At 58.6% G+C, this 25,769-nt stretch carries 28 protein-coding genes; 8 read left to right on the top strand and 20 right to left on the bottom strand.

What is annotated here, in order from left to right; all coding sequences use genetic code 11:
• Positions 1 to 35: 35 nt before the first annotated feature.
• The 11 genes from SB725_RS18815 to SB725_RS18765 all read right to left on the bottom strand — a co-directional run bounded on the left by SB725_RS18815 (position 36) and on the right by SB725_RS18765 (position 10,018).
• Positions 36 to 437, bottom strand: coding sequence for a transporter (locus tag SB725_RS18815; RefSeq protein WP_059183058.1), 402 nt, complete (start codon positions 435 to 437; stop codon positions 36 to 38).
• Positions 430 to 804 (bottom strand): transporter, encoded by a 375-nt coding sequence (locus tag SB725_RS18810; RefSeq protein WP_194940635.1) that lies wholly within the window; start codon positions 802 to 804, stop codon positions 430 to 432. Before SB725_RS18810 ends, SB725_RS18815 begins: the two co-directional genes overlap by 8 nt.
• A gap of 159 nt (positions 805 to 963) precedes the next feature.
• Complete coding sequence (locus SB725_RS18805) at positions 964 to 1,293, bottom strand: GlpM family protein (RefSeq protein WP_410922504.1); 330 nt, start codon at positions 1,291 to 1,293, stop codon at positions 964 to 966.
• Between the two features lie 8 nt (positions 1,294 to 1,301).
• Positions 1,302 to 2,630, bottom strand: coding sequence for a sigma-54-dependent transcriptional regulator (locus tag SB725_RS18800; protein ID WP_027922823.1), 1,329 nt, complete (start codon positions 2,628 to 2,630; stop codon positions 1,302 to 1,304).
• Positions 2,627 to 4,528, bottom strand: coding sequence for a sensor histidine kinase (locus SB725_RS18795; protein WP_027922824.1), 1,902 nt, complete (start codon positions 4,526 to 4,528; stop codon positions 2,627 to 2,629). Before SB725_RS18795 ends, SB725_RS18800 begins: the two co-directional genes overlap by 4 nt.
• A gap of 178 nt (positions 4,529 to 4,706) precedes the next feature.
• On the bottom strand, positions 4,707 to 5,441 hold the full coding sequence (locus tag SB725_RS18790; protein WP_027922825.1) for an amino acid ABC transporter ATP-binding protein: 735 nt from the start codon (positions 5,439 to 5,441) through the stop codon (positions 4,707 to 4,709).
• Positions 5,438 to 6,109: an amino acid ABC transporter permease gene (locus SB725_RS18785; RefSeq protein ID WP_027922826.1), complete on the bottom strand. Its 672-nt coding sequence runs from the start codon at positions 6,107 to 6,109 to the stop codon at positions 5,438 to 5,440. Before SB725_RS18785 ends, SB725_RS18790 begins: the two co-directional genes overlap by 4 nt.
• The gene (locus SB725_RS18780; protein WP_027922827.1) at positions 6,109 to 6,855 is read right to left on the bottom strand and encodes an amino acid ABC transporter permease; all 747 of its coding nucleotides are present in this window, start codon (positions 6,853 to 6,855) and stop codon (positions 6,109 to 6,111) included. The genes SB725_RS18785 and SB725_RS18780 overlap by 1 nt, the downstream gene beginning before the upstream one ends.
• 192 nt (positions 6,856 to 7,047) lie before the next feature.
• Positions 7,048 to 7,962, bottom strand: a complete 915-nt coding sequence (locus SB725_RS18775; protein ID WP_059182230.1) for a glutamate/aspartate ABC transporter substrate-binding protein — start codon at positions 7,960 to 7,962, stop codon at positions 7,048 to 7,050.
• Positions 7,963 to 8,244: 282 nt separating this feature from the next.
• Positions 8,245 to 8,670 (bottom strand): hypothetical protein, encoded by a 426-nt coding sequence (locus SB725_RS18770; protein ID WP_027922829.1) that lies wholly within the window; start codon positions 8,668 to 8,670, stop codon positions 8,245 to 8,247.
• Complete coding sequence (locus SB725_RS18765) at positions 8,651 to 10,018, bottom strand: MFS transporter (protein ID WP_027922830.1); 1,368 nt, start codon at positions 10,016 to 10,018, stop codon at positions 8,651 to 8,653. The genes SB725_RS18770 and SB725_RS18765 overlap by 20 nt, the downstream gene beginning before the upstream one ends.
• Positions 10,019 to 10,123: 105 nt before the next feature.
• Between SB725_RS18765 and SB725_RS18760 the strand changes: the two genes are divergently transcribed.
• On the top strand, positions 10,124 to 11,011 hold the full coding sequence (locus SB725_RS18760) for a LysR family transcriptional regulator (RefSeq protein WP_410922503.1): 888 nt from the start codon (positions 10,124 to 10,126) through the stop codon (positions 11,009 to 11,011).
• A 65-nt stretch (positions 11,012 to 11,076) separates the two neighbouring features.
• On the opposite strand, the gene glpD is transcribed toward SB725_RS18760, so the two are convergent.
• From glpD to SB725_RS18735, 5 genes are all read right to left on the bottom strand, one after another.
• Positions 11,077 to 12,615 (bottom strand): glycerol-3-phosphate dehydrogenase, encoded by a 1,539-nt coding sequence (gene glpD / locus SB725_RS18755; RefSeq protein ID WP_194940577.1) that lies wholly within the window; start codon positions 12,613 to 12,615, stop codon positions 11,077 to 11,079.
• A 266-nt stretch (positions 12,616 to 12,881) separates the two neighbouring features.
• A complete protein-coding gene (locus SB725_RS18750) occupies positions 12,882 to 13,637 on the bottom strand; it encodes a DeoR/GlpR family transcriptional regulator (protein WP_027922833.1) in 756 nt (251 codons plus the stop codon).
• 94 nt (positions 13,638 to 13,731) lie between these two features.
• Positions 13,732 to 15,237, bottom strand: a complete 1,506-nt coding sequence (gene glpK / locus SB725_RS18745) for a glycerol kinase GlpK (protein ID WP_027922834.1) — start codon at positions 15,235 to 15,237, stop codon at positions 13,732 to 13,734.
• A 74-nt stretch (positions 15,238 to 15,311) separates the two neighbouring features.
• Positions 15,312 to 16,163: an MIP/aquaporin family protein gene (locus SB725_RS18740; protein WP_410922464.1), complete on the bottom strand. Its 852-nt coding sequence runs from the start codon at positions 16,161 to 16,163 to the stop codon at positions 15,312 to 15,314.
• Between the two features lie 8 nt (positions 16,164 to 16,171).
• A complete protein-coding gene (locus SB725_RS18735; RefSeq protein WP_155953711.1) occupies positions 16,172 to 16,399 on the bottom strand; it encodes a hypothetical protein in 228 nt (75 codons plus the stop codon).
• Between the two features lie 136 nt (positions 16,400 to 16,535).
• Between SB725_RS18735 and ybaK the strand changes: the two genes are divergently transcribed.
• Together ybaK and SB725_RS18725 are read left to right on the top strand one after the other, a co-directional pair.
• On the top strand, positions 16,536 to 17,006 hold the full coding sequence (gene ybaK, locus SB725_RS18730; RefSeq protein ID WP_027922836.1) for a Cys-tRNA(Pro) deacylase: 471 nt from the start codon (positions 16,536 to 16,538) through the stop codon (positions 17,004 to 17,006).
• Positions 17,007 to 17,113: 107 nt separating this feature from the next.
• Positions 17,114 to 17,896, top strand: a complete 783-nt coding sequence (locus SB725_RS18725; protein ID WP_027922837.1) for a PhzF family phenazine biosynthesis protein — start codon at positions 17,114 to 17,116, stop codon at positions 17,894 to 17,896.
• A gap of 116 nt (positions 17,897 to 18,012) precedes the next feature.
• Here the strand turns inward: SB725_RS18725 and SB725_RS18720 are convergent, their stop codons facing one another.
• Positions 18,013 to 19,122 carry an ABC transporter ATP-binding protein gene (locus SB725_RS18720; protein ID WP_027922838.1) on the bottom strand — a complete coding sequence of 370 codons (1,110 nt, stop codon included), beginning with the start codon at positions 19,120 to 19,122 and terminating at the stop codon, positions 18,013 to 18,015.
• Positions 19,119 to 20,039: an ornithine carbamoyltransferase gene (argF, locus tag SB725_RS18715; RefSeq protein ID WP_027922839.1), complete on the bottom strand. Its 921-nt coding sequence runs from the start codon at positions 20,037 to 20,039 to the stop codon at positions 19,119 to 19,121. Before argF ends, SB725_RS18720 begins: the two co-directional genes overlap by 4 nt.
• Before the next feature lie 463 nt (positions 20,040 to 20,502).
• Here argF and SB725_RS18710 point away from each other — a divergent pair, with 463 nt between their 5' ends.
• The 4 genes from SB725_RS18710 (at position 20,503) to grxD (ending at position 23,811) form a co-directional block, all read left to right on the top strand.
• Complete coding sequence (locus tag SB725_RS18710) at positions 20,503 to 20,709, top strand: hypothetical protein (protein ID WP_059182233.1); 207 nt, start codon at positions 20,503 to 20,505, stop codon at positions 20,707 to 20,709.
• Positions 20,710 to 20,841: 132 nt separating this feature from the next.
• A complete protein-coding gene (locus tag SB725_RS18705; protein ID WP_194940576.1) occupies positions 20,842 to 21,132 on the top strand; it encodes a hypothetical protein in 291 nt (96 codons plus the stop codon).
• A 134-nt stretch (positions 21,133 to 21,266) separates the two neighbouring features.
• Positions 21,267 to 23,372 carry a molybdopterin oxidoreductase family protein gene (locus tag SB725_RS18700; protein WP_027922841.1) on the top strand — a complete coding sequence of 702 codons (2,106 nt, stop codon included), beginning with the start codon at positions 21,267 to 21,269 and terminating at the stop codon, positions 23,370 to 23,372.
• Positions 23,373 to 23,469: 97 nt separating this feature from the next.
• Positions 23,470 to 23,811: a Grx4 family monothiol glutaredoxin gene (gene grxD, locus SB725_RS18695; protein WP_007943565.1), complete on the top strand. Its 342-nt coding sequence runs from the start codon at positions 23,470 to 23,472 to the stop codon at positions 23,809 to 23,811.
• Between the two features lie 85 nt (positions 23,812 to 23,896).
• On the opposite strand, the gene bfr is transcribed toward grxD, so the two are convergent.
• A complete protein-coding gene (gene bfr / locus SB725_RS18690) occupies positions 23,897 to 24,373 on the bottom strand; it encodes a bacterioferritin (RefSeq protein ID WP_027922842.1) in 477 nt (158 codons plus the stop codon).
• 198 nt (positions 24,374 to 24,571) lie between these two features.
• The gene (locus SB725_RS18685) at positions 24,572 to 24,790 is read right to left on the bottom strand and encodes a bacterioferritin-associated ferredoxin (RefSeq protein ID WP_007943567.1); all 219 of its coding nucleotides are present in this window, start codon (positions 24,788 to 24,790) and stop codon (positions 24,572 to 24,574) included.
• Positions 24,791 to 25,103: 313 nt separating this feature from the next.
• Here SB725_RS18685 and SB725_RS18680 point away from each other — a divergent pair, with 313 nt between their 5' ends.
• Entirely contained in the window at positions 25,104 to 25,706 is a 603-nt protein-coding gene (locus SB725_RS18680) for a peroxiredoxin (protein WP_194940574.1), read from the top strand.
• The last annotated feature ends 63 nt before the right edge of the window (positions 25,707 to 25,769 follow it).

Raw genomic sequence — 25,769 nt, 5'->3', positions numbered from 1 at the left:
CCGGGACGCGCAATCCCTGTGGGAGAAGTGAGGTCTCAGGTTTCTTCACCTTCAGCCAGCAACGCAATCCCGCCAATAATCACCGCCACCCCCAGCCAGTGCAGCCCGCTGATCTGCTCCCCCAACCCCAGCCACGAGCCGAGCAGAACCCCGACAAACACCAATGAACTGAGTGGAAACGCCAGCGACAAACTGCTGCGCCGCAAAATCAGCATCCACACAAAAAATGCCCCGATACCGCAGCCCACGGCACTCAGTACGCCGGGGTCGACCACCACGGCCTGGAGCCATTGCAGGGTGAACGTCATCTGCCCCAATTGATCGCCGCCGACCTTGGTCGCAATCTGCCCGGCACTTTCCAGAACAATCAGCAGCGCCCACAGCACCACGGTACCGAGCCGCCCGTGCAGCCAATCCATCGGTCTGGAATCAGGCATGGCCGGCACACACGAGCATCACGCCCACCGTAATCACCAAGGTTGCCAGCCAGCGTCGGCGGCTGACGGTTTCGCCCAGCACCACGTTGCCCGCCAGCACCACGCCGCAATAGGCCAGCGCTCCGGCCGGGAACAACAGGCTCAGCGGGGCGCGGGACAAGGCTTCAAGCCAGACGAAAAACTCCAGCGTATAAGCGCCGATTCCGCACCACAGCAGCGGTGCGTTGAACACCTGGCCCCAGAAGGCGTTCAGCCGGAACCCGCCTTCGAGTTCCGGCAAACGGTCCAGGCCGAGCTTGAAACAGAGCTGGCCGATGACGTCCAGCACGATGGAAAAGGCGACCAGCAGAATGACAGTGACGGTCAGGTCGGGATCTAGGATAGGCACGGTCAGGATTCACCCTTGGCGGATCCTCCCGGACACCGGCGTCATCGAACATGAAGACCGGCCGGGAGGGCTTTGGGTGGTAAATGCAAGGGACGGGCCAGTGAGCCTGATGGAGATCCCACTGGGAATTGCGAGGTGTCAGGAGTGGAGGCGGACCCAGACAGTGACGAGGACGGTGGCCGCGATCAACCAACCCACTGCCGCCACGGCCAACGAAGCCTCCAACCGCATCCGGTCCACCATCACGTACAACGTCGCCAGGTAAACGAAGTACGGAATGATCGACCACATCCCAAACACGATGGTGGTCTTCAAATCTTCCATCGAGCGCCCTTTGCCAACGATGAAATGCGCAATCAGGGCAAAGGTCGGAAACAACGGCACCAGCCCGGCGATGTAATAGTTTTTGGTCTTGGCCAGCGCCGCCAGAATCAATACAACCGCCGCACCCAGTGCCGCTTTGAGCATCAAATCCATCAGTGGCTCAGCCCGTACTTTTTGACTTTGTCGAACAGCGTGGTCTTGGCCATGCCCAGTTCCAGGCTGGCCTGGGTCAGGTTGCCGCCGCTGCGTTGCAAGGCGTCGCCGAGCAAGGTGCGTTCGAAGGCTTCCACCGCTTCGGCGAACGCCAGGCCCTGATTGCTGCCACTGGCCCCGGTTTTCTTGAAGGCCGGCAGGCCGAGGGCGAAGCGCTCGGCGACGTTGCGCAGTTCCCGCACATTGCCCGGCCAGTCGTGGCTCATCAGGTTCGACAGGGTCTGGTTGTCCAGTTCTGGCACTGCGCGATCAAAGCGCAGGGAGGACTGCTGCAGGAAGTGCTCGAACAATTGCAGGATGTCTTCGCGCCGTTCGCGCAACGGTGGCAGTTCCAGGGTCACCACGTTCAAGCGGTAATACAGGTCGCTGCGGAATTCGCCGGCCTTGCTGGTTTCGGCGAGGTCGGATTTGGTGGCCGCGATCACCCGGCAATCCACCGCCACGCTCTGGTTCGAGCCGAGGCGTTCGAGGGTGCGTTCCTGCAACACCCGCAGCAATTTGATTTGCAACGGCAGGGGCATGCTTTCGACTTCGTCGAGGAACAGCGTGCCGCCGTCGGCGTGTTCGATCTTGCCGATTCGCCGCTTGCCGGCGCCGGTGAAGGCGTTGGCCTCGTGACCGAAAATTTCGCTTTCGAACAGGTTCTCCGGCAAGCCGCCGCAGTTCAGCGCGACGAATTGTTTGGTGTGGCGGCGACTGAAGTCATGCAGGCAACGCGCGACCAGTTCTTTACCGGTGCCGGTCTCGCCTTCGATCAACACGTTGGCCGAGGTGTCGGCGACGTTGGCGATCAACTCGCGCAAGTTCTGCATGGCCGGCGAACGGCCGATGATCCGGCCTTCCAGCGAGTCGCGCTCGGCCAATTGCCGGCGCAACGAAGACACTTCGCGGGCGAGGCTGCGTTGTTCCAATGCACGGCGTGCAACGTCCACCAGACGTTCCGGGGAGAAGGGTTTCTCCATGAAGTCATAGGCGCCTTTTTGCATCGCGCCGACCGCCATGGAGATGTCGCCGTGACCGGTAATCAGCACCACCGGCAGGCTGCGGTCGCGGGCCTTGAGCCGGTTCAGCAGTTCCAGGCCATCGATGCCGGGCAGGCGAATGTCGCTGATGACAATACCGGCGAAGTTGTCGCCGACACGTTCCAGCGCTTCTTCGGCGCTGCCGACTCCGACGCAGGGAATGTCTTCCAGGGTCAGCGCCTGTTGGCAGCCGAGCAGTACATGAGGGTCGTCTTCGACGATCAGCACACTAAGGTCGTTGTTCATATTGGCTCGGCGAGAATGGGGCTTACCAACGGTAAACTGAGGACGAAGGTGGTACCACCGCTGGCCGGGTGTTCGACACCCAAATGTCCGCCCGTGGCGGCGGCCAGGCTGGCGGACAGGGTCAGGCCGAGGCCCAGCCCTTGTTCGCCGGGTTTGGTGGTGAAGAACGGTTCGAACAGGTGCTTGCGCGCTTCGGCGTCAATGCCGTGGCCGTTGTCTCGCACGCGCAGGCGATATTTGCCGTCGAATTCGTCGCCTTCCAGCCACAGTTCCGGCACCGGCTGGGCTTGCATGGCGTCGAGGGCATTGCCGATCAGGTTGACCAGAATCTGTTCGAGGCGGGTCTGGTCAATCTGCACCTGCACATCGGAAAACTCCCGATGCAGTTGCAGATGAACACTTTCCACCCGACCGCCGAGCAGTTGCAAGGCCGCGTCCACGGCTTTACCGAGGCAGGCTTGGCCTTTGTCGTCACCACGACGGGCGAAGGAGCGCAGGCTGGCGGTAATGCGGCCCATGCGGTCGATCAATTCGTTGATGGTCTTGAGGTTGGTGCTGGCGACATCCAGCTGACCGCGCTCCAGAAAGCGCACGGTGTTGCCGGACAAGGTGCGCAGCGCTGCCAATGGCTGGTTCAATTCATGGGCAATGCTGGTCGACATCTGGCCGATGGCCGCGAGTTTGCCGGCTTGCACCAGTTCATCCTGGGCGCGGCGCAGCGTCTCTTCAGCCTGTCGGCGCTCGCGGATCTGACCTTTGAGCCGCTCGTTGCTGGCGCGCAGGTCGGTGGTGCGTTCGGTAATCCGACGCTCCAGTTGATTGTTGGCTTCCTGCAAGGCTTCCCGGGCGGCGAGGCGGGTGGCGATGACCTTGCGCCGCTCGTTCCAGGCAATCAGCAGGAACGCCACCAGAGCAAAGGCCACCGCCACCAGAATTCCTTGGTTGATCGCCTCGCGGCGCAAATCCTGCAGCGGCGTGAGCAGGGTGAAATTCCACGGCGTGTCGCTCAGGGGCCGGGTCTGGGCCAGGTAGCTGATGTCCTCTTCGTCGGACTCCACTTCGCTGTTGGCCGGGAAGGTCAGTTTTTCCACGCCTTCGGCCAGGGTTTCACGGGCCAGCGGTTGCAGTTCGTTCAGCGGGAACCAGTAGTACTGGAGGCTGCGGGCGAGTTTTTCCTTGGTCTCGTCGCTCAACGGCACGACTGACTTCAGGCGCCGCGCCGGATCGCTGGAGAGGATGATGATGCCGTTTTCATCGCTGACAAACGCTTCGAGGCGCGCCCGCTGCCAGCGCTCTTCCATGGCTTCGAGGCGCACTTTGACCACCGCAACGCCGATGATCTTGCCGTGCTCTTCCAGACCGTGGGCCAGGTAGTAACCGGGTTCGCCGTTGGTGCTGCCGATGCCGTAGAAACGACCTGGCTGGCCGCGAATGGCGTCCTGGAAATAGGCGCGGAAGGACAGGTCTTCACCGAGGTAACTGTCGACATCGCGCCAGTTGCTGGTGGCCATGACGCGACCGGTGGTGTCCATCACATAGATAGCCCGACTGCGGCTGCGCCGGTTCAGGCCTTCAAGGTAATCATTGACCGTTTGCCGGTGTTCCGGCGATGGGTCGGCCAGCAGTTTCGACACACTGGATTCGAGTTCCAGCAGGCTGGGCAGGTAGGTGTATTTGCTGATCTCGCTCTCGACGGCGCGGGCGTGCAGTTCGAGCTGCCGCTGGCCGTTCTCGCTGAGGCTGCGAATGCCGTAGTGTTCACTGATCCAGAAGCCGGCGTAACCCAGTCCGATCATCAGGGTGATGATCAGCGGCGGCAGGAACAGATGGCGAATCAGACGGGGTTTCACGGCGAGTGATGGCGGCGCTGCGCGATGGAGAGAGGGGTCGCATTTCATCACAGATGCCTTGGGTCAACCACAACACTTGATCACGAACCACCGGCGCCCCCTGTGGGAGCGAGCTTGCTCGCGATGAGGCCAGCCCAGTCAACATTGATGTTGAATGTCAGACCGCCATCGCGAGCAAGCTCGCTCCCACAGGTGATTTGTGTGGTCTCGAGCGAGTGCCCGGTGCTTAGTGCTGCAAAATCTTGTTGAGGAAGTGCTGTGTCCGCTCGGCACGGTGGCTGATGTCGCCGAAGAACTCTTCTTTCTGGCAGTCCTCGATGATTTTGCCCGCGTCCATGAAGATCACACGGTCCGCCACTTTACGGGCGAAGCCCATTTCGTGGGTCACGCACATCATGGTCATGCCTTCGTGGGCCAGTTGCACCATGACGTCGAGCACTTCGTTGACCATTTCCGGGTCGAGCGCCGAGGTCGGTTCGTCGAACAGCATGACGATCGGGTCCATCGCCAGCGCACGGGCAATCGCCACACGCTGTTGCTGACCACCGGACAGTTGGCCCGGATGCTTGTGCGCATGGGCCGACAGCCCGACGCGCTCAAGCAGTTGCAGGCCTTTTTTGGTGGCTTCTTCCTTGCTGCGGCCCAACACCTTGATCTGCGCGATGGTCAGGTTTTCGGTGATGGTCAGGTGCGGGAACAGTTCGAAGTGCTGAAACACCATGCCCACGCGCGAACGCAGTTTCGGCAGGTCGGTCTTCGGGTTGGCGATGGACGTGCCATCGACCACGATGTCGCCTTTCTGGAACGGTTCCAGTGCGTTGACGCATTTGATCAGGGTGGATTTGCCGGAACCGGACGGCCCGCACACCACGATCACTTCGCCTTTTTTGACCTCGGTGCTGCAATCAGTCAGTACCTGGAAGTCGCCATACCACTTGTTGATGTTCTTGATAGAGATCATACGGCAAACCTTTTTTGCAGACGCTTGACCAGCAGCGAGGCGGCAAAGCTGATTGTGAAGTACACGAGACCTGCGAAGATCAGGAACTCATTGGAGCGGCCAATGATGTCGCCGCTGGCACGCGAGGCGTTGAGGAAGTCCACCAGGCCGACCGCGTAAACCAGCGAGGTGTCCTGGAACAGGATGATGCTCTGTTGCAGCAACAGCGGGGTCATCTTGCGGAACGCTTGCGGCAGGATGATCAGACGCATCATCTGGCCGTACGTCATGCCCAGCGCCTGGGCTGCGCCCATCTGGCCCTTGGGAATCGACTGCACACCGGCCCGGACGATTTCGCAGAAGTACGCGGCTTCGAACATCATGAAGGCCACGATGCACGAGGCGAATGCGCCGATCGGGGTGTCTTCGCCGGTGATCCAGCGCAGTACGAACGGCACCGCCAGGTAGAACCAGGTGATCACCAGCAGCAGCGGGATCGAGCGGAAGTAGTTAACGTACGCGCCGGCCAGGTTCGACAGCAGTTTGCTGTGGGACAGACGGCACAGCGCCAGGATGGTGCCGAGGATGATCCCGCCGATCACGCCCAGCGCCATCAGTTGCAGGGTCATGACCATGCCGTTCCACAAGCCCGGCAGGGAAGGGATGATGCCCGAGAAGTCGAATTCCATCATTTACCCCCTACGGAGATCAGGCCCGGTACGGCGACTTTCTTCTCGACCAGACGCATCAGCAGCATCAGGCTCATGTTCAGGGTGAAATAGATCAGGGTCGCCAGGGTGAACGCCTCGAACAGGTTGGCAGAGAACTCGGCGGTCTGTTTGGTCTGCGCGAGCAGCTCCATCAAACCGATCAGCGAGGCCACGGACGTGTTCTTGAACACGTTGAGGAATTCCGAGGTGAGCGGCGGAATGATGATCCGGTAGGCCTGGGGCAGCAGCACGTTCCAGTAGATCTGCGGCAGCTTGAACCCCATGGCGCGGGCCGCGGCTTCCTGACCTTTGGGCAGGGCCTGAATGCCGGTGCGCACTTGTTCGCAAACGCGAGCGGTAGTGAACAGGCCCAGGCAGACAACGACGCTGAGGAAAGCCGAAGTGGTCGGGTTGAGGTCCTGTTTGTACCAGTCCTGCAGGTTTTGCGGCAGCAGATCGGGCACCAGGAAGTACCAGATGAACAGCTGAACCAGCAGCGGCACGTTACGGAAGAGTTCGACGTAGCAAGTCGCGATGCCCGATACGATGCGATTCGGCACGGTGCGCATGACACCCAGGATCGAGCCCAGTGTCAGGGCAATGATCCAGGCCACGATGGCGATGGCAATGGTCCAGCCCAGGCCGGCGATGTACCAGTCGAGATAGGTCTCGCTGCCAACGCCGGTGGACTTGAAGAACACGCCCCAGTCCCAGTTGTAATTCATTAGGGTCTCCCCTCAGATCGATCGATGTACAAGTGCCCGCCTGGGGAAGCTCCGTTCCCGCCCGACTTGAAAGTCGGGCACACGCCACCGGCTCGACAGCCACCGGTTCGAGTGTTTCCAAAAATGCCAGCAGGGAGTGACAAACTCCTGGGAGGGCAGCGGCCCTCTCAGGAGATAAGGTTAGTCAGAAAATCAGGACTTCTTGTCGTCAGCCGCTTTATCGGTCGGATTGGCGATCAGGGCCTTGAGCTCGTCGCTCATCGGGAAGTTCAGGTTCAGGCCTTTAGGTGGGATCGGTGCCATGAACCATTTGTCGTAGATCTTGTTGATCTCGCCCGACTTGTAGGTGGCGACGATGGCGTCATCCACAGCCTTTTTGAACGGCTCGTCGCCCTTGCGGACCATGCAGCCGTAGATTTCGTAGGACTGTGGAGTGCCGGTGACGGCCCAGTCATCGGCTTTCTTGGCTTTGGCGGCTTCGCCTGCCAGCAGGGCGTCGTCCATCATGAAGGCAACTGCGCGGCCCGATTCCAGCATCTGGAAGGACTCGCCGTGGTCTTTGGCAGAGATGACGTTCATGCCCATTTGCTTGTCGGCGTTCATCGACTTGAGGATGCGCTCGGACGTGGTGCCGGCGGTGGTCACGACGTTCTTGCCTTTCAGGTCGGTGAAGTCTTTGTACGGCGAATCTTTCTTGGACAGCAGACGGGTGCCGATTTCGAAGATGCCGACGGAGAAGTCAACTTGCTGCTGACGCTCGACGTTGTTGGTGGTGGAGCCGCACTCGACGTCCACGGTGCCGTTCTGCACCAGCGGGATACGGGTCTGCGAGGTCACCAGGTTGTATTTGACCTGGAGGTTGGGCATGTCCAGGTCTTTCTTGATGGCTTCAACGATTTTCAGCTGGATATCGTGGGAGTAGCCGACCGGTTTGCCGGAAGCATCCGCGATGTAGGAAAACGGAATGGAAGCGTCACGATGCCCGAGGGTGATGACACCGGACTCTTTGATCTTTTTCAGGGTGCCGGTGAGTTCGGCGGCGAAAACCGGAGTGCTGATCAGAGCGGCAGCAATGGCTGCGCCCAGGATATGGGGAACGATGCGCATCAAATTTTCCTCGACATTGTTTTTTTTATGGAGCCAGTTGGTCGGCCCTTTTGTGCTTCGAATGCTGGTGGGCTCCTGAAGAGGCGCAACAGGCATTCGTCGAAGAAGTGTAGAGCATGACTCGTGCCAGGCCAGGTGAGACAGGTCAACGTGTTGATTTGTAAGGAAATTAAATATTTATGGCGTTATTTGTCCGCTCAAATGATCCGGTTAACCGAATCGACTGCAAGGTCACGTTCGGAAAACCGAACGTGTTGAACTCCGTGCCAGACCGGCAAGCAATCAAATACGAATAACAGGTGCGACGGGGCGCACATCCGTTTCGTGCAGATACACCCATTGGACGTGGTCGTGCTGAACACGCAGGATCGCGAGCGAGATGCGCGACGTTTCGACGTCATTCAGACGATGGATTTCCTTGTAGCGCAGCGCCACGGTCACGCCTTCGTGCCAGACCGTGTGCAGATCGCTGATCATGATCTCCAGGCCTTTTCGGGCGCCGACCGCGCCTTTGAACAGCTGCTCGACCTGAACGTGTCCGATCACTGCAGCTGAAGTGGTGACCATGCTGAAGTGCTCGGCAAAGACCTCCATCAGCGGTGTAAGGGTCGCTTCACCGGCACCGTCTTCATCGGTAAACACGCGATGAATCAGTTCATGGACGTGATGAATACTGTGGTGTGCTTGTTCAACCAGGTTGTTGTTCATGGCATTCCTTTGGAGGGTTCAATTGGCTCATCTGAAACAGCGGGAACAACCCGATCAGCGCCGCAATCGCAAACGTCGCGTGGTAGGCCGCCGTGATGTCGAGCTGCTTGAGCAGGAGGTTGAAGATCATCAGAAACAGCGCGGCACCGAAGCTGAAGGACATCTGTCGGTTGATGTTCCAGATCACACTGGCCTTGTGTGTATCGCCCCCGGCAAAGTCCATCAGTGAAGTGGTCTGCGCGGTGTTGGCGCCGATGCCGCCGCCGATCCCCATCAGGCTGTACGCGATGACGATTACCCAGAGATCCGATGGCGCATTCACCAGCATCAGCGTGGCGATGCCAGCGCTGTGCAGCAGCATGCCGAGGGTGAACAAGCGTTTGGCGCCGATCCGGTTGTAGACTCGACCGCAAATGGTCATCGCGATGAACGCGCCGATGGCGTAGACAATCATGAACATTCCGGTCAGCCTGGCGCTGAACTGCAGGGTGTTCTGCAGGAAGAAAATGCTCATCAGGTTGACCCCGGTGAACACACCGGGAATCGCGTAATAGATGAAGATCGAGGTACTGAGCTTTTTACTTTTGAGTAGGCTCAGTTCGATGATCGCGTTGCCGCAACGGCGGTAGTGCCGCAAGTACAAAGCGATGAACATCAGGCCTGCCATTACACAGGCCAGCGCCGCCAGCGCCGGGTAGTCGCCGCCGTACAGCGACATGCCCATCAACAGGCTGGCGAGTGCAGCGCTGACCAGCAACAGACCTTTGATATCCGGACGTGGCAGACTGCTCGGTTTGGTCTCCTTGATCCAGAACCACGACAGCCCGGCGGCGATCAGCGAAAACGGAATGTTGCTGTAGAACACCCAGCGCCAGGAGCTGCTGTCGACGATGATCCCGCCCACGGTCGGCGAAATCGCCGGCGCGATCAGTGCGACAGCCATCACCAGCGTGGAAATCTTCGCCCGCTGCTCGCCCTGAAACAGGTTGAAGGTCAGCGCCTGGCCGACCGGGATCAACAAGCCACCGCCAACCCCTTGCACGAAACGCCAGATAACCAGTTCGTGGAAGCTGTCGGCCAATCCACACATCCATACCGATCCTGTAAACACCAGCATCGATGCGGTGAGCATTTCCCGGCTGCCAAAACGTCCGGCCAGCCAGGTGCTCACCGGAATGATCAACGTCAAACCGAGAATGTAAGCATTGGCGACCCATGCCACGGAAGCAGTACTGACTTTTAAAGTTGCCGATATACTTGGCAATGCCACGGCGGACATGAATATATTGATGCAGTCAATAAAGAAGCCGATCAGAAAAATGAGCGCGATTTTATAGCGATAGTTCATGGTGTATCCCCTTTGCCGTGCAGCATAGGGGCGATAGACTTGAAGTGTCGATATGACGATGCTTAAAACAGTGTTTGACAGGATTTAACAGTGAGCCATATCACCATGCACTCTCATCTTAATCGGGTTCAGACATTTCTCGCGGTGGTCGATTTTGGTTCTTTTACCAAGGCTGCGAATTACCTGTGTATCAGCAAGGCCATGGCCAGCCTGCATGTCAAGGCGCTGGAGGAGGTGCTGTCTGCGACCTTGTTGATCCGCAATACGCGCACTATATCTCTGACTGAAATAGGTCAGGATTTTTATGAAGAGTTCAAGAGGATTGTCGCGGATATCGATAATGCCTTTGATCATGTATTGGAAGGCAATAATCGGGTGTCCGGAAAGTTACGTATAAGTTCAACCAGTGAATACGGTGAGAAGTTTATTCTCCCGCTGATACCGTTGTTCTCTGAGCGTTATCCGGAAATCCGATTGTGTTATAACTTCAACTCTTCCCTGAATGATCTGGTCGCCGAAAAGCTCGATCTGGTTATCCGGCTGGGCAACTTGGCAGACTCGGCATTCAAGAGTCGCAAGCTGGCGGACTATGAAATTGTACTGGTGGCCACGGAAACGTTTCTCGCTCGTTATCCTGTGCATGAACCACAGGACCTGAGCGCTGTGCCGTGGATCGCCAACAGCAATATGCAGGGGCCAACGCAGTGGGTTTTTCGCGACGGCGAAGGGCTGAATGTCGAGATTGGAGGGACCAGCCATTTTGAATCGAACTCCTCTACGGCCATTCGCTCGATGACATTGTCGTCGCTGGGCGTGTCGGTCTTGCCGGCGTGGGTGGTCGAAGAGGACATCGCCGACGGGCGTCTGGTGCGGTTGTTGCCGGCGTATTCGCTGCCTTCGCAATCGATCAACGTGGTGTTCCCCAATACCGCGCATCTGCCGCACAAATCACGGGCCTTTATTGATTTTCTACTGTTGCACCTGGCGAGCTGAACACCCTCAGCAAAAAAGCCCCCGAATCTCAGGATTCAGGGGCTTTCGTTTAAGCCGCCAAAAAATCAGGCCGCTTCAATCTTGCTGCGGTTCTGTTCGACCTTGCTCAGGTAATCCGCCAGCTTCTGCTGTTCCGCCGGGGTGGTGAACAACCCGAGCTTGCTGCGGCGCCACAAGATGTCATGCGCGGTGGTCGCCCACTCATCGCTGCACAGGTAATCGACTTCGCGGGTATAGAGGCCGCCGCCGATGTGTTCACCCATGTCGCTCAGGTTCTGTATGCCTTCGAGCATGCGCCAGGTGCGGCTGCCGTAAGTCGTGGCCCAGCGGCGGGCGATTTCGGTCGGTACCCAGTCATACTTGTCGCGAATCAGGGCGCACAAGGCTTGCGGGGTGGTCATGTCTTCGCCGCCCGGCAGCGTGGCGTTGGCGGTCCAGCTTGGCTTGATGTGCGTGAAGTACGGCGCCAGTTGTGCCAGCGCCGATTCGGCCAGTTTGCGGTAGGTGGTCAGCTTGCCACCGAACACCGACAGCAATGGTGCTTCTTCGCCAGTGCCCGACAGCGCCAGGGTGTAGTCGCGGGTGACGGCCGACGGGTTGTCGGATTCGTCGTTGCACAGTGGGCGCACACCGGAATAGCTGTGGAGGATATCGTCGCGGCTGATCTGCTTCTTGAAGTGGGCGTTGACCACTTTGAGCAGGTAATCGGTTTCGCCTTCGGTGATTGCCACTTTGGCGGGATCGCCGGTGTACTCACGGTCGGTGGTGCCGATCAGGGTGAAGTGGTTCAGGTACGGAATGGTGAAGACGATGCGCTGATCTTCGTTTTGCAGAATGTGCGCGTGTTCGCCTTCGTACAGCTTCGGCACGATCAGGTGGCTGCCCTGGATCAGGCGGATGCCGTACGGCGATTCCATCTTCAGGTCGTCACGAATGAACTTGGCCACCCATGGGCCGGCCGCATTCACCAGGGCCTTGGCGCGGATCGAAAACAGGCTGCCATCGGCGCGTTCCAGGTGCAGGTGCCACAGGCCTTTGGTGCGGCGAGCGCTGACACAACGGGTCTGGGTGTGAACGTGGGCGCCTTTTTCGCGGGCGGCCATGGCGTTCAGCACAACGAGGCGCGCGTCATCGACCCAGCAATCGGAGTATTCGAAGCCTTTGGTGATTTCGCTTTTCAGTGCGCTGTCCGCACCGAACTTGAGGCTTTTCGAGCCTGCCAGTTTTTCCCGTTTGCCGAGGTGGTCATACAGGAACAGGCCGGCGCGAATCATCCACGCCGGGCGCAAGTGCGGGCGATGCGGCAACACGAAGCGCATCTGCTTGACGATGTGCGGCGCCTTGGCCAGCAACACTTCGCGTTCGGCAAGGGCTTCGCGCACCAGGCGGAATTCGTAATGTTCGAGGTAGCGCAGGCCGCCGTGGATCAGCTTGCTGCTGGCTGAGGACGTGTGGCTGGCCAGGTCGTCCTTTTCACAAAGGAACACCGAAAGACCGCGGCCGGCGGCATCCGCTGCAATCCCTACGCCATTGATCCCGCCACCGATGACGGCGATGTCGTAGACCTCAGCGAGAGGGGGCGTAGGCAAGGTAGAAGTGGGCATCGGCTGGCCTCGGTGCTTGTATTATGTATTTGAATTCGAACATTAATGTTCATTTGCGAAAATGGTAGCCCATAAAGACGCCCACAGCCAGCTAACTTCGATTGAAAAAACTGATCGAAGGGCGGTTAAAGGAAAATTTTCGAACATTCGCGCACAGATCGTTCCCACGCTCTGCGTGGGAATGCATCAAAAGACGCTCTGCGTCGGCGTTGAGGTGAGACGGGCATTCCCACGCGGAGCGTGGGAATGATCTGTTGCGGAGAGGGTTAAACGACTTCGAGTCGAATCTTGTGCTGACTCAACAATTGCGCCAACGCCGGCACTGGCTGCTGATCGGTGACCAGGCAATCGATCAGGCTGATCGGCCCCAGGCGAATCATGGCGTTGCGCCCGAATTTGCTGGAGTCCGCCGCCAGAATCACTTTCCGCGCATTGGCGATGATCGCCTGCGACACCCGCACTTCCTGATAATCGAAATCCAGCAGGCTACCGTCTTCATCGATGCCGCTGATGCCCACCAGCGCGAAGTCGACTTTGAACTGGTTGATAAAGTCGACACTCGCCTGACCGACCACACCGCCGTCGCGCCGCACGTTGCCACCGGTCAGCAGAACGTCGAAGTCGTCCTTGGCGCTGAGCATCGAGGCCACGTGCAGGTTGTTGGTGATGATTTTCAGGTGATTGTGGTTGAGCAGCGCCCGGGCAATCGATTCGGTGGTGGTACCGATATTGATGAACAACGAGGCGTGATCGGGGATCTGGGCGGCAATGGCTTCGCCGATGCGCTGTTTTTCATCGCGCATCTGATCGGCGCGCATGGCGTAGGCAGTGTTTTCGACACTGGAATCGTAGGCCGCGCCGCCATGGTAGCGACGCAACAGATTGGCTTCCGCCAGCTGATTGATATCGCGGCGGATGGTTTGCGGTGTGACGACGAACAGCGTGGCCATTTCCTCGATACTGACGTAGCCGCGTTCGCGAACCAGTTCGAGGATTTGCTGCTGACGGGGAGGCAGATTCATGGGGCTTCCTTTGGGCTGCCGTGCAAAATTTGCCCATGATGCCGCAGGAATCCGCTCCCGACCAGTTACAACCTACTGTGAACCTGTTGTTGGCTTATTCAGCGCCTTCATGGGGTTCCCAATCGCGGGTGCGGCTGACGGCTTTTTTCCAGCCAGCGTAGAGTTTTTCCTTCGCGGCTTCGTCCAGGGTCGGTTCGAATTCGCGCTCGATCACGGCCTTGCCGCGCAGTTCTTCCAGGCTGCCCCAGAAGCCACACGCCAGACCGGCCAGGTAAGCGGCGCCGAGTGCCGTGGTTTCACGCATTTGCGGACGTTCAACGTGAGTGCCGAGGATGTCGGCCTGGAATTGCATCAGGAAGTTGTTGGCTACCGCACCACCGTCCACGCGCAGGGCTTTGAGGCGTTCGCCGGAATCCTGTTGCATGGCGTCGAGGACGTCGCGGGTCTGGTAGGCAATCGACTCCAGGGCAGCACGAATGATGTGATCCACGCGCACACCGCGGGTCAGGCCGAACAGGGCGCCACGGGCATACGGGTCCCAGTACGGCGCGCCCAGGCCGGTGAAGGCCGGCACCAGGTATACGCCGTTGCTGTCCTTGACCTTGTTGGCGAAGTATTCGGTGTCATGGGCGTCATTGATGATTTTCAGTTCATCACGCAGCCACTGAACCGTGGAGCCGCCGTTGAATACCGCGCCTTCCAGCGCATACGCCACTTCGCCGCGAGGGCCGCAGGCGATGGTGGTCAGCATGCCGTGCTTGGACTTCACCGCTTTGTCGCCAGTGTTCATCAGCAGGAAGCAACCGGTGCCGTAGGTGTTTTTCGCCTGGCCTGGCTCGACGCACATCTGGCCGAACAGCGCGGCTTGCTGGTCACCGGCGATACCGCCGATGGCGATGCCGCTTTTGGTGTGACCATAGATTTCGGACGAGGATTTAACTTCCGGCAGCATTTCGCGCGGAATATCCAGCACCTCCAGCATCTTCGCGTCCCACTCCAGGGTGTGGATGTTGAAGAGCAGGGTGCGCGAGGCGTTGGTGTAGTCGGTGACGTGGACTTTGCCGCCGGTAAATTTCCAGATCAGCCAGCTGTCGACGGTGCCGAACAGCAGCTCGCCGTTACGCGCACGCTCGCGGCTGCCTTCGACGTTGTCGAGGATCCACTTGAGCTTGGTACCGGAGAAGTACGGGTCAGTGACCAGGCCCGTGGTGTCGCTGATGTATTGCTCGTGACCGTCACGCTTGAGCTGCTGGCAGATCTCGGTGCTGCGGCGGCACTGCCAGACGATCGCGTTGTAGATCGGGCGGCCGGTGGTCTTGTCCCAGACCACGGTGGTTTCGCGCTGGTTGGTGATACCGATGGCTGCGACCTGATCGTGATGCAGGCCGGCTTGTGCCAGGGCCTCGACCATCACGGCGCTTTGGGTGGCGAAGATTTCCATCGGGTCATGTTCGACCCAGCCGGCTTGCGGGTAATGCTGGGCGAATTCGCGTTGGGCGGTGCAGACCACGTTCGCATCGCGGTCGAAAATGATCGCGCGCGAGCTGGTCGTACCCTGATCGAGGGCAATGATGTAGTTCTTATTCTGAGTGTCGGTCATGTCGATTGCCTTGGACGAAAAAAGGGAGTGAGGTCAGGCGCGCGCCACAGGGGCAGGGTCACGCGCCTACGGTATCAAGAAGTTCTTGGTTTGCCGTCAATGGCCGGTGTTGCTTCCTTTGTAGCAGGTGTGGTGCTGGGCAGATGGCGGGCAATCAGCCCGCGATAGGCGGCAGCGCCGAGGCAGGCACCGACAATCGGTGCAAAAACAGGAATCAGGAAGTACGGGATATCACGCCCGCCGGTGAAGGAAATTTCACCCCAGCCGGCGAAGAAAGTCATCAACTTCGGTCCGAAATCACGCGCCGGGTTCATCGCGAAGCCGGTCAACGGGCCCATCGAGCTGCCAATCACCGCAATCAGCAGGCCGATCAGCAGCGGTGCCATCGGACCGTTGGGCAGGCCGTTGTTGTCATCGGTCAGGGACATGATCACGCCCATCAGGATCGCGGTGATGATCACTTCCACCAGGAACGCCTGGGCCGTGGTCAGGGCTGGATTGGGGAAGGTCGAGAACACCGACGCCAATTCCAGGCTGGCCTGAGTGCCGCGGACCATATGGTGGGTTTGTTCGAAATCGAAGAAGAGATTGCTGTACAGCGTGTAGACCAGCAGTGCGCCGCAAAAGGCGCCTGCCACTTGGGCAAGGATATAAAACGGCAATTTACGCTTTTCGAAGTCCGCGAAAATGCTCAGCGCAATGCTCACGGCAGGATTGAGGTGCGCCCCGGAAACCCCGGCGGTCAGGTAGATTGCCATGCTGACGCCGACGCCCCAGATGATGCTGATTTCCCACAAGCCAAAGCTGGCACCCGCGACCTTGAGCGCGGCAACACAACCGGTGCCGAAAAAGATAAGCAGGGCAGTGCCCAGAAACTCGGCCATGCATTGGCTCGAGAGCGACGGTTGTTGTAAAGCAGTTGTCATTGAAAACCTCAATTGTTTTTGTTGTCTGGCGCTTTTTTCATCATGGTCCAAGCGCGATTTCCACCAAGGCAGGATCCCCATCCTGGACTTGGTTTACTGCCGGGTGCTGCTGTAGGACTTTTCGTGCTGTATTCAGATTCGAAAAAATATAGACAAGAAACACTGCTGTCAAAGGTCGAAAGTGAACTGTCGGTCACAATCCAACTATTAGTCAGGTGAATGATCGTATTGTTCACGCAGTGGTTCCTGCGCGGACGAACGGTAAAAGTCGGCGCCAGCCCTTTAAAACAGGGCCGCAATAGAGCCTTTTGCGAGGCAATGTCCTAGAATCCAGCGCAGGATTTTTCTACTGCCGCCCAGTCTGGAGCTGTCATGACCCCCGCATTGGATTTGTTGAAAAAAGTTCGAGCCGAACATCGCGTGCACAGTTACGAACATGATCCAAAGGCCGCGTCCTATGGGTTGGAGGCCGCAGAGAAGCTTGGGCTCGACCCGGCGCAGGTGTTCAAGACCTTGCTGGCGGCCAGTGAAAAAGGTGAATTGCTGGTGGCGGTGGTACCGGTCGTCGGGAGTCTGGACTTGAAGCATCTGGCGCATGCGGCGGGCGTGAAAAAAGTCGAAATGGCTGATCCGGCGGCTGCACAGCGAGCGACGGGTTATCTGCTGGGCGGAATCAGTCCGTTGGGGCAGAAGAAGCGTTTGCGTACTTTCATCGATAACTCGGCTCAGCCTTTCGCCAGTATTTTTGTCAGTGCGGGGCGACGTGGTCTGGAAGTGGAATTGGCGCCAGCGGTGCTGGCCGAACATACCCAAGCCAAGTTCGCCGATATCAGTCGCGTCTGATTGAGGCTTATCCAGACGGGTCTGTATGGTGGAAATTCGGTTTCTCTGTCACTGGTGTGAGTCAGCCTGGCGCGGCATGCTGGGGGATCTGACAAAGGGAGAAGGTCATGCAGCTTGAATTTCACCAGGTCGACGCGTTCAGTGATCGGCCGTTCAGTGGCAACCCGGCGATGGTCTATCGACTCGATGCCTGGCTCGCCGATGAGTTGATGCAGAAAATCGCCGCCGAACACAATCTCGCCGAAACCGCCTTTGTGGTGCGTGAAGGGCAGGGCTGGCACATCCGCTGGTTTACCCCGACCACCGAGGTGCCGTTGTGCGGCCATGCGACGCTGGCCAGCGCCTATGTGTTGTTTGAGATCTATAAAGAACCTGCCGAACGCCTGGACTTCATTTGCAAGTCCGGCCCGTTGAGCGTGAGCCGCGAAGGTGGGCGTTTATGGTTGGACTTCCCGGCGATCACGCCTTCGGAGGTCGGCGTCACTCTGGACGTCGAGCGCGCCTTGGGGGTCGAAGTGGTCGATGTGCTGGGGTCAAACGAGTTGTTTGTGGTGTTGGAGTCAGAACAGGCTGTGCTCGATTGCCAGCCAGACATGCTCGCATTGGCGAAGCTGCCGTGGCCCGGGGCTATCGTGACCGCCAAAGGCAGCAAGCATGATTTTGTCTCTCGCTATTTCGCGCCAGCGATTGGTATCAACGAAGACCCGGTGACCGGCTCGACCCATTGCAGCCTGATTCCGTATTGGTCGAAACGGCTGGGTAAATCGGCCCTGACCGCGTATCAGTGTTCGAAACGGGGGGGGGAGTTGTTCTGCCGGCTGGAAGGTGATCGGGTGAAGATTGGCGGCAATGCGACGCTCGTTGCGAGCGGCACACTGATATTGGCTTAACGCAAAACACCTGTAGGAGTAAGCCTGCTCGCGATGGCGGTATATCAGTCGACATCTTCGTTGACTGACATATCGCCATCGCGAGCAGGCTTACTCCTACAGGTGGTCCGTATGTATCAGTTGGCGTTGCTGTAGCGGCGCACACCCGATTCGACGGCCGGAATCTGCGCGGCAACGCTGCCGGACGCCTGGAACAACACCAGGTGATCAGCCGCCACACGAATGCCGACGTCAGCACCGACCTGATGATCAGCATGGCTCGGGAAAATCGATTCCAGCTGCGCCCCGGTTGGCATCTGCAACCGATACAACGTCGACGCGCCCTGGAAGGACTTGCCGACAATTCGCGCCTTCAACGGGCTGTCCGGGGCATAGACGATATCGTCCGGGCGTAGCAACACGTCCACCGCGCCGCCCATCGGCCAGGTGTAAGCCCGATTGCCGCGCAATTCACCCAGCTCGGTCAGTACCGATTCCGGGCTGCTCAACTGGCCACGAATGAAGTAACCCTGGCCAATGAAGCTGGCCACAAACGGTGTCTGCGGTTCGTGATACAGGTTGTAAGGCGTGTCCCACTGTTCCAGCCGACCTTCCTTGAACACACCGACATGATCGCTGACCGCGAACGCCTCTTCCTGGTCGTGGGTCACCAGAATCGCGCTGGTGCCACGGGCCTTGAGAATGTCGCGCACTTCATGGCTGAGCTTGCGTCGCAGCTCGCCATCAAGGTTGGAGAACGGTTCGTCGAGCAACAGCAGTTGGGGTTCCGGCGCCAGTGCACGGGCCAGTGCAACACGTTGCTGCTGACCGCCGGACAGTTCATGCGGGAAGCGCTTGCCGAGGTTCTTCAGGTTGACCAGTTCCAGCAGCTCTTCGGTCACGCGCTCCTTTTGCGGATGCTTGCGGATCCCGAAGGCGATGTTCTCGGCCACGCTCAAATGTGGGAACAGAGCGTAGTCCTGAAACACCATGCCGATCCGGCGTTTCTCCGGGGCGAGGGTAAAACCGGCGCGGGAAATGGTCTCGCCGGCCAAGGTGATTTCACCTTCGTGCACCGGTTCGAAACCGGCGATCGCCCGCAACGTGGTGGTTTTGCCGCAGCCCGAAGAGCCGAGCAGGCAACCGATGTCACCGGCATTCAGATGCAGGTTGAGGTTCTGCACGACCCGCTGGTCTTGATAGCCGCAGGCGAGGTTACGCAGGTTAAGCAGTAATGGCTGGCTCATGCGTGGTGATACGAAGGCGGGACGAGAAATTCGAGCAAGGCCTTTTGCGCGTGAAGACGGTTTTCGGCTTGATCCCAGGCGACCGAGCGTTTGTCGTCGAGCAGGTCGACGCTGATCTCTTCGCCGCGGTGGGCCGGCAGGCAATGCATGAAGAGCACGTCGTCCGCAGCCAGGTCGAGCAGCGCGCGATTGACCTGGTAGGGCGCAAACAGCTTCAGGCGCTTGGCGGTTTCTTCTTCCTGGCCCATGGAGGTCCAGACGTCGGTACTCACCAGGTGAGCGCCGCGCACGGCTTCCTTTGGATCGCGGACGATGGTCACGCGATCGCCGGCCTTGGCCACGAAATCAGGGTTGGGCTCGTAACCTTCAGGGCAGGCAATGCGCAGCGGGAAGTCGAACTGGATCGCCGCTTCTATATAGCTGTTGCACATGTTGTTGCCGTCGCCGATCCAGGCCACGGTCTTGCCCTGGATCGAACCGCGATGTTCGAGGAAGGTTTGCATGTCGGCCAGCAACTGGCACGGGTGCAGGTCATCGGACAGGCCGTTGATCACCGGCACGCGGGAGTTGGCCGCGAATTCAGTCAGGGTGCTGTGGGCAAAGGTCCGGATCATCACGGCGTCGAGCATGCTCGACATGACAATCGCGCAGTCGCCGATCGGCTCGCCACGGCCCAGTTGCGTGTCGCGCGGCGACAGGAAGATCGCCTGGCCGCCGAGCTGGATCATGCCGGCTTCGAATGAGATCCGGGTTCGGGTCGAGGACTTCTCGAAAATCATCCCCAGGACGCGGTTTTTCAGAGGCTCGAACAGTACGCCGCGGTTACGCAGGTCCTTGAGCTCAACGCCTCGACGGATCACGCTGACCAGCTCTTCGGGCGTGCAATCCATCAGGGAGAGAAAGTGCCTTGCGCTCATCATTGACTACCTTTTTGCTACAAACCGCAGATGCTCAAAGCCTTGTTTAACGGAACAACGGGCGAGACCTGCGGCGTAAGCCGCACGGGGCGACGAAATAGGGGAAGGCGCGATCTTATAATTAAATGTCGCGTCTTACCAATAGGGGGCTCATTTTTACCGCTTCGAAAGGTTGCAGCGCTGCAACCGTTCGATGCAAGCGAAGGTTTTTTGATCCTCGTCGCTCAGCATTTGTACACGGTGCCGAAGCGGGTATGCAACCACCCCTTTGTTCAGGCTCGCGCATTGAGCGCGTGCTTCTGCCCAGGGGCTATGCGCCGAAGATGGCCTGTTTTCTCAAGGGCTACGTTGTCTGTTGTTAGGGTTTTGCGTGCGGGAATCAGGCGGCACTCAGGTAATCTGCACCTCATTACGTAAAGTCGACTGAATCTAGTCAGACACTCCCAAGGAGGGACCCCGCCGTATGTCGATCAATAAAACCGGATACGCAGGCCTGACACGGCTTCGCCGGGTCTCTCCGGCGTTTGATACGGCAGTGCTGTCCACGGTCATGGGCTTCGCGATCATCGCCAGCACGATTTACCCCGGCGTTCCGAGCGCCGTGGTGGGGGCCATCGTCGGTGCTTTTATTGGCGTGAAGAATTTCAAGGGCGACACGAGTGCAGATTGATTCGAGGAATGCCTCGCCAGTCAGTGAGGTGTGTCTTCATCTCCGAGCTTTCTCGGTGTCTGGCCTGAAACACTTGCTAATGCAAAGTGCTGGGTTATAACTACCTGACGAGTGACGCAGGAAGCCTTCGAAATGGAATCGAAAGAACAGCTGTTAATGGATTTACTCGGCCTCACGGCCCGCTCCCTGACCCACCTCACCGCCTCAATGACCTCGATGTGCTTCGAGCTGATGCGCAGCGAAGACGAAGTGACCAAAGCCGCCGGTCGACGAATGATTGATCGCATGGCAACCATCAGCACCGGGCTCGACGAGCATTGGCGACTGATCGGCGAGCTCACCGGCGTGCATGTTCCCCAGGAACAAGTCGAAACCCTTCAGGAACTCCAGTTGCAGGCGGCACCCGGTTTGCCGCCGAACTGAGTGCAAACGGCCATCGGCTGGCCTGATGGGCGCCGATTCACAAGACGAACGTCGCTGGCGCAGGAGCGTGTCTGGCGCCATAGTTTTGATCCCGCGGCCGCTATTGCCCGCTCAGAACAAGACAGAGACTGGCCATGACCAAGACTCTCCATCACCGTGCCTGCCACTTGTGTGAAGCCATTTGCGGCCTGACCCTCGAAACCACTGAAGCCGACGGCGCGGTGCAGATCACCTCGATCAAGGGCGATCCGCTGGATACGTTCAGCCGTGGGCACATCTGCCCCAAGGCGGTGGCCCTGCAAGATATTCAGAACGATCCGGATCGTCTGCGTCAGCCGATGCTGCGAGTGGGCAGCGAATGGCAACCTATCGCGTGGGAAGACGCCTTCAGCCTGGTAGCCGAACGCCTCGCAGCGATTCAGGAGCGTCACGGGCAGAACGCGGTGGCGGTGTACCAAGGCAACCCCAGCGTGCACAACTACGGGTTGATGACCCACAGCAATTATTTCCTGGGGCTGCTGAAAACCCGTAACCGTTTTTCCGCGACGTCCGTCGATCAGTTGCCGCATCACCTGACCAGTCATTTGATGTACGGCCATGGATTGTTGTTGCCGATTCCGGACATCGATCACACCGATTTCATGCTGATCCTGGGCGGTAACCCGCTGGCGTCCAACGGCAGCATCATGACCGTGCCGGATGTGGAAAAGCGCTTGAAGGCGATTCAGGCCCGGGGCGGCAAAGTGGTGGTGGTCGATCCGCGTCGCAGCGAAACCGCCGCGATGGCCGATCAGCACCTGTTCGTGCGTCCCGGTGGCGATGCGGCGTTGTTGTTCGGGCTGCTCAATACCTTGTTCGCTGAAAACCTGACGCGTGAGAGTCATTTGCCGGTCGACGGTCTGGATGACGTGCGCCAAGCCATCGCCACGTTCACCGCCGAAGCCATGAGCCCGTTGTGCGCCGTACCGGCCGAACAGATCCGCCAACTGGCGCGGGATTTTGCGGCGGCGCCGACCGCGGTGTGTTACGGCCGCATGGGCGTCTCGACCCAAGCATTCGGTACGCTGTGCCATTGGCTGGTGCAATTGATCAATCTGGTCACCGGCAACCTTGATAGCGTCGGCGGTGCGTTGTGCACTGAGCCGGCGGTGGACCTGGTGGCGTCGACTTCGGGCGGGCATTTCAATCGGTGGCAAAGCCGTGTGTCCGCACGTCCGGAATACGCCGGCGAGTTGCCGGTATCGGCGCTGGCCGAAGAAATGCTCACCGAAGGGGAAGGGCAGGTTCGCGCCCTGATCACCGTCGCCGGCAATCCGGTGCTGTCGACACCCAATGGCCGGCAACTGGAACAAGCGCTGGATGGTCTGGAATTCATGGTCAGCGTCGACCTGTACATCAATGAAACCACGCGCTATGCCGACCTGATTCTGCCCTCGACCTCGGCGCTGGAAAACGATCACTACGACACGACGTTCAACATGTTCGCGGTACGCAACGTGACGCGTTTCAACCGGGCGATTCTGGCCAAGCCGGAAGGTGCGTTGCATGACTGGGAGATCTTTGTCGGCCTGGCCAAGGCGTTTGCGGCGAAGACTGGCAAAGAACTGAAACCGACGATTGCGCCCGCGCAAATGATCGACCTTGGCTTGCGGATGGGGCTGTATGGCGATGCGTCGGAACACAAACTGTCGCTGGCCACCTTGTTCGACCATCCGCATGGGGTCGACCTGGGCGCGTTGAAATCCAACCTCGCGCCACGTTTGAAAACCGCCAATCAGCGAGTGCAGGCAGCGCCGCCGGCGATCCTTGCCGACCTCGCACGTTTCGCCGCACTACAAGCACCGGCCGCTGATCAGTTGCTGATGATTGGCCGCCGTCATGTGCGCAGCAACAACTCGTGGATGCACAACTATCACCGCCTGGTGAAGGGCAAACCACGTCATCAATTGCTGATGCACCCCGACGACCTGTCCAGTCGCGGACTCAGCGACGGGCAGCGCGTGCGGGTGAGTTCGAGGGTGGGCATGATTGAAGTGGAAGTGGTCGCCAGCCTGGACATGATGAAAGGCGTGGTCAGCCTGCCGCACGGCTGGGGGCATGCCCGGCCGGGTGTGCAGATGACGATTGCCAGTGGCCAGCCGGGATCCAGCGCCAATGACCTGACCGATGAATGTCTGCTCGACGAGTTGTCGGGGAATGCGGCGTTGAACGGCGTGCCGGTCACCGTGGCGGCGGCGTGATCGTGTCTGTCGGGGAGACCGAGCATGGCGCTCGGGTTTCCGTTACAATGCGCCACCGTGCCGACCTCTGAGTCGGAAAGTTCAGCCGAGGTGCTCCATGGATATCATCGAAACGATTAAAGAGCAGATTGCTAACAACACCATTCTGCTTTACATGAAAGGTTCGCCGAATGCCCCGCAGTGTGGCTTCTCCGCGAAAGCCGCGCAGGCCGTGATGGCATGTGGCGAAAAGTTTGCGTACGTGGACATCCTGCAGAACCCGGAAATCCGCGCCAACCTGCCAAAATACGCCAACTGGCCAACCTTCCCGCAACTGTGGGTCGGTGGTGAGCTGGTCGGCGGTAGCGACATCATGACTGAAATGGCTGCTGACGGTTCGTTGCAGACCACGATCAAAGCCGCTGTTGAAGCGGCCGCTGCCAACAAGACCGAAGCTTGATTCGGTATTTGTAGGCAATAAAAAAGCCCCGCCTCTTTAAAAGAGTGCGGGGCTTTTTAATGTCTCGAGTTTAGCGGGCGCTCACTTACTCGTCTTCGCCCATCTGCGATTGCAGGTAGTTCTCAAGACCGACTTTATCGATCAGGCCCAGTTGGGTTTCCAGCCAGTCGATATGTTCTTCTTCGGATTCGAGAATGTCTTCGAGCAGTTCACGGCTACCGAAGTCACCGACCGTTTCGCAATGAGCGATGGCGACTTTCAGATCGGCATGGCCGGTGCGCTCGATACGCAGGTCGCACTCAAGCATTTCCTTGGTGTGCTCGCCGATGTGCAACTTGCCCAGGTCCTGGACGTTCGGCAGGCCTTCAAGGAACAGGATGCGCTTGATCAGCTTGTCCGCGTGCTTCATCTCATCGATGGATTCGTGGTACTCGTGCTTGCCCAGCTTGTTCAGGCCCCAATCTTCATACATGCGCGCATGCAAGAAGTATTGATTGATCGCGACCAGCTCATTGGCAAGGATCTTGTTGAGATGCTGGATGACTGTAACGTCGCCTTTCATGATGGGGTCCTGCCCTGAGTAGCTGTCAATAAGACTGAGTTTGAGCTGCGTATGTAAGGGTGTCAAACCTAAGTTATTGAAACTTATATGAAAATTAATCTGAATAAGAATGTTTGTGTTCCGCGTCTGGAGCGTAAGCGATTGATTTTCAGACATAAAAAAACCGGACATCAAGTCCGGTTCTTTGAAACAGGGGCTTTACGCGGCAGTAAATTCTACCGGGAAAGGAATGGCTGCCTGGGCCGATTGCAATTTGGTCAGGGTTTCGCGAACCACTTCCTTTGCAAGGCAGGCGCATTTGCCGCATTGGCTGGCTACGCCGGTGGCCTGACGGACTTCCTTATAGCTGCAGCAACCTTCATAGATTGCATCGCGGATTTGACCGTCGGTGACGCCAGTGCAGAGGCAGACATACATAAGAAAAAACCGTCGCTGGTTGTGACTCAATTGCGATGGATCTTAATGTTAACGAGAATGATTGTCAAAGTGGTTTCTGAAAGCTTTGCGATATAAGCGGGCGTGACCGACGAACGGTTTTCAATCAGGCAATCTGCCAGTAACGGTCATTACGGCAATTTTGCTCCTCCTGAAAAAAACCGTTGAGGACAGCCTAAAAACGCCGTGTATGATGGTCGGTCCTTCGAAGGGGATCGTGTCACAGGGCTGTCGCCTGAGGGTGGCAGGCTGATGCGAATCCAGTTCTTCACGTTAATAGACCAGGAGATATCCAATGAGCGTACTCGTAGGCAAACAAGCCCCGGACTTCACCGTTCCAGCCGTCCTCGGCACTGGCGAAATCGTAGACAGCTTCACCCTGTCGTCGGCCATCAAAGGCAAATACGGCCTGGTGTTCTTCTACCCACTGGACTTCACCTTCGTTTGCCCGTCCGAGCTGATCGCTCTGGACAACCGCATGGCTGACTTCAAGTCCCGCAACGTTGAAGTGGTTGCCGTGTCGATCGACTCGCACTTCACCCACAACGCCTGGCGCAACACCCCGGTGAACAATGGCGGTATCGGCCAGGTTCGCTACACCATGGCTGCCGACATCAAGCAGGAAATCATGAAGGCCTACGACGTTCAGTCCGCTGACGGCGTGGCTTTCCGTGGCGCGTTCCTGATCGACGACAAAGGCGTTGTCCGTTCGCAGATCATCAACGACTTGCCGCTGGGCCGTAACATGGAAGAGCTGATCCGTCTGGTCGACGCTCTGCAATTCCACGAAGAGCACGGCGAAGTTTGCCCTGCCAACTGGAAAAAAGGCGACAAGGGCATGAACGCTTCGCCAGAAGGCGTTGCTGCTTACCTGACCGAGCACGCTGCGGCGCTGTAAGCCCAAGCGTCAGGCATAAAAAAAACCGGCCTCAGTGGCCGGTTTTTTTATGCGCGGGATTCA

The sequence above is a fragment of the Pseudomonas sp. SIMBA_041 genome (assembly GCF_046535095.1).
Lineage (GTDB): Bacteria > Pseudomonadota > Gammaproteobacteria > Pseudomonadales > Pseudomonadaceae > Aquipseudomonas > Aquipseudomonas mucoides.
Note: the sequence above shows the minus strand (reverse complement) of the source record. Positions and strands in the feature narration are given on the sequence as shown.

What these genes read in the sequence shown, in the direction of transcription:
- SB725_RS18740 (WP_410922464.1), bottom strand. Translation starts at nt 16,163, where the DNA reads ATGACAACTGCTTTACAACAACCGTCGCTCTCGAGCCAATGCATGGCC.
- SB725_RS18700 (WP_027922841.1), top strand. Translation starts at nt 21,267, where the DNA reads ATGACCAAGACTCTCCATCACCGTGCCTGCCACTTGTGTGAAGCCATT.
- SB725_RS18725 (WP_027922837.1), top strand. Translation starts at nt 17,114, where the DNA reads ATGCAGCTTGAATTTCACCAGGTCGACGCGTTCAGTGATCGGCCGTTC.
- SB725_RS18785 (WP_027922826.1), bottom strand. Translation starts at nt 6,109, where the DNA reads ATGGAATTCGACTTCTCGGGCATCATCCCTTCCCTGCCGGGCTTGTGG.
- SB725_RS18750 (WP_027922833.1), bottom strand. Translation starts at nt 13,637, where the DNA reads ATGAATCTGCCTCCCCGTCAGCAGCAAATCCTCGAACTGGTTCGCGAA.
- SB725_RS18815 (WP_059183058.1), bottom strand. Translation starts at nt 437, where the DNA reads ATGCCTGATTCCAGACCGATGGATTGGCTGCACGGGCGGCTCGGTACC.
- SB725_RS18705 (WP_194940576.1), top strand. Translation starts at nt 20,842, where the DNA reads ATGGAATCGAAAGAACAGCTGTTAATGGATTTACTCGGCCTCACGGCC.
- SB725_RS18680 (WP_194940574.1), top strand. Translation starts at nt 25,104, where the DNA reads ATGAGCGTACTCGTAGGCAAACAAGCCCCGGACTTCACCGTTCCAGCC.
- SB725_RS18805 (WP_410922504.1), bottom strand. Translation starts at nt 1,293, where the DNA reads ATGCTCAAAGCGGCACTGGGTGCGGCGGTTGTATTGATTCTGGCGGCG.
- SB725_RS18685 (WP_007943567.1), bottom strand. Translation starts at nt 24,790, where the DNA reads ATGTATGTCTGCCTCTGCACTGGCGTCACCGACGGTCAAATCCGCGAT.
- SB725_RS18800 (WP_027922823.1), bottom strand. Translation starts at nt 2,630, where the DNA reads ATGAACAACGACCTTAGTGTGCTGATCGTCGAAGACGACCCTCATGTA.
- SB725_RS18780 (WP_027922827.1), bottom strand. Translation starts at nt 6,855, where the DNA reads ATGAATTACAACTGGGACTGGGGCGTGTTCTTCAAGTCCACCGGCGTT.
- bfr (WP_027922842.1), bottom strand. Translation starts at nt 24,373, where the DNA reads ATGAAAGGCGACGTTACAGTCATCCAGCATCTCAACAAGATCCTTGCC.
- SB725_RS18795 (WP_027922824.1), bottom strand. Translation starts at nt 4,528, where the DNA reads ATGAAATGCGACCCCTCTCTCCATCGCGCAGCGCCGCCATCACTCGCC.
- argF (WP_027922839.1), bottom strand. Translation starts at nt 20,039, where the DNA reads ATGAGCGCAAGGCACTTTCTCTCCCTGATGGATTGCACGCCCGAAGAG.
- SB725_RS18775 (WP_059182230.1), bottom strand. Translation starts at nt 7,962, where the DNA reads ATGCGCATCGTTCCCCATATCCTGGGCGCAGCCATTGCTGCCGCTCTG.
- SB725_RS18720 (WP_027922838.1), bottom strand. Translation starts at nt 19,122, where the DNA reads ATGAGCCAGCCATTACTGCTTAACCTGCGTAACCTCGCCTGCGGCTAT.
- glpD (WP_194940577.1), bottom strand. Translation starts at nt 12,615, where the DNA reads ATGCCCACTTCTACCTTGCCTACGCCCCCTCTCGCTGAGGTCTACGAC.
- grxD (WP_007943565.1), top strand. Translation starts at nt 23,470, where the DNA reads ATGGATATCATCGAAACGATTAAAGAGCAGATTGCTAACAACACCATT.
- ybaK (WP_027922836.1), top strand. Translation starts at nt 16,536, where the DNA reads ATGACCCCCGCATTGGATTTGTTGAAAAAAGTTCGAGCCGAACATCGC.
- SB725_RS18765 (WP_027922830.1), bottom strand. Translation starts at nt 10,018, where the DNA reads ATGAACTATCGCTATAAAATCGCGCTCATTTTTCTGATCGGCTTCTTT.
- SB725_RS18760 (WP_410922503.1), top strand. Translation starts at nt 10,124, where the DNA reads ATGCACTCTCATCTTAATCGGGTTCAGACATTTCTCGCGGTGGTCGAT.
- glpK (WP_027922834.1), bottom strand. Translation starts at nt 15,237, where the DNA reads ATGACCGACACTCAGAATAAGAACTACATCATTGCCCTCGATCAGGGT.
- SB725_RS18770 (WP_027922829.1), bottom strand. Translation starts at nt 8,670, where the DNA reads ATGAACAACAACCTGGTTGAACAAGCACACCACAGTATTCATCACGTC.
- SB725_RS18710 (WP_059182233.1), top strand. Translation starts at nt 20,503, where the DNA reads ATGTCGATCAATAAAACCGGATACGCAGGCCTGACACGGCTTCGCCGG.
- SB725_RS18790 (WP_027922825.1), bottom strand. Translation starts at nt 5,441, where the DNA reads ATGATCTCTATCAAGAACATCAACAAGTGGTATGGCGACTTCCAGGTA.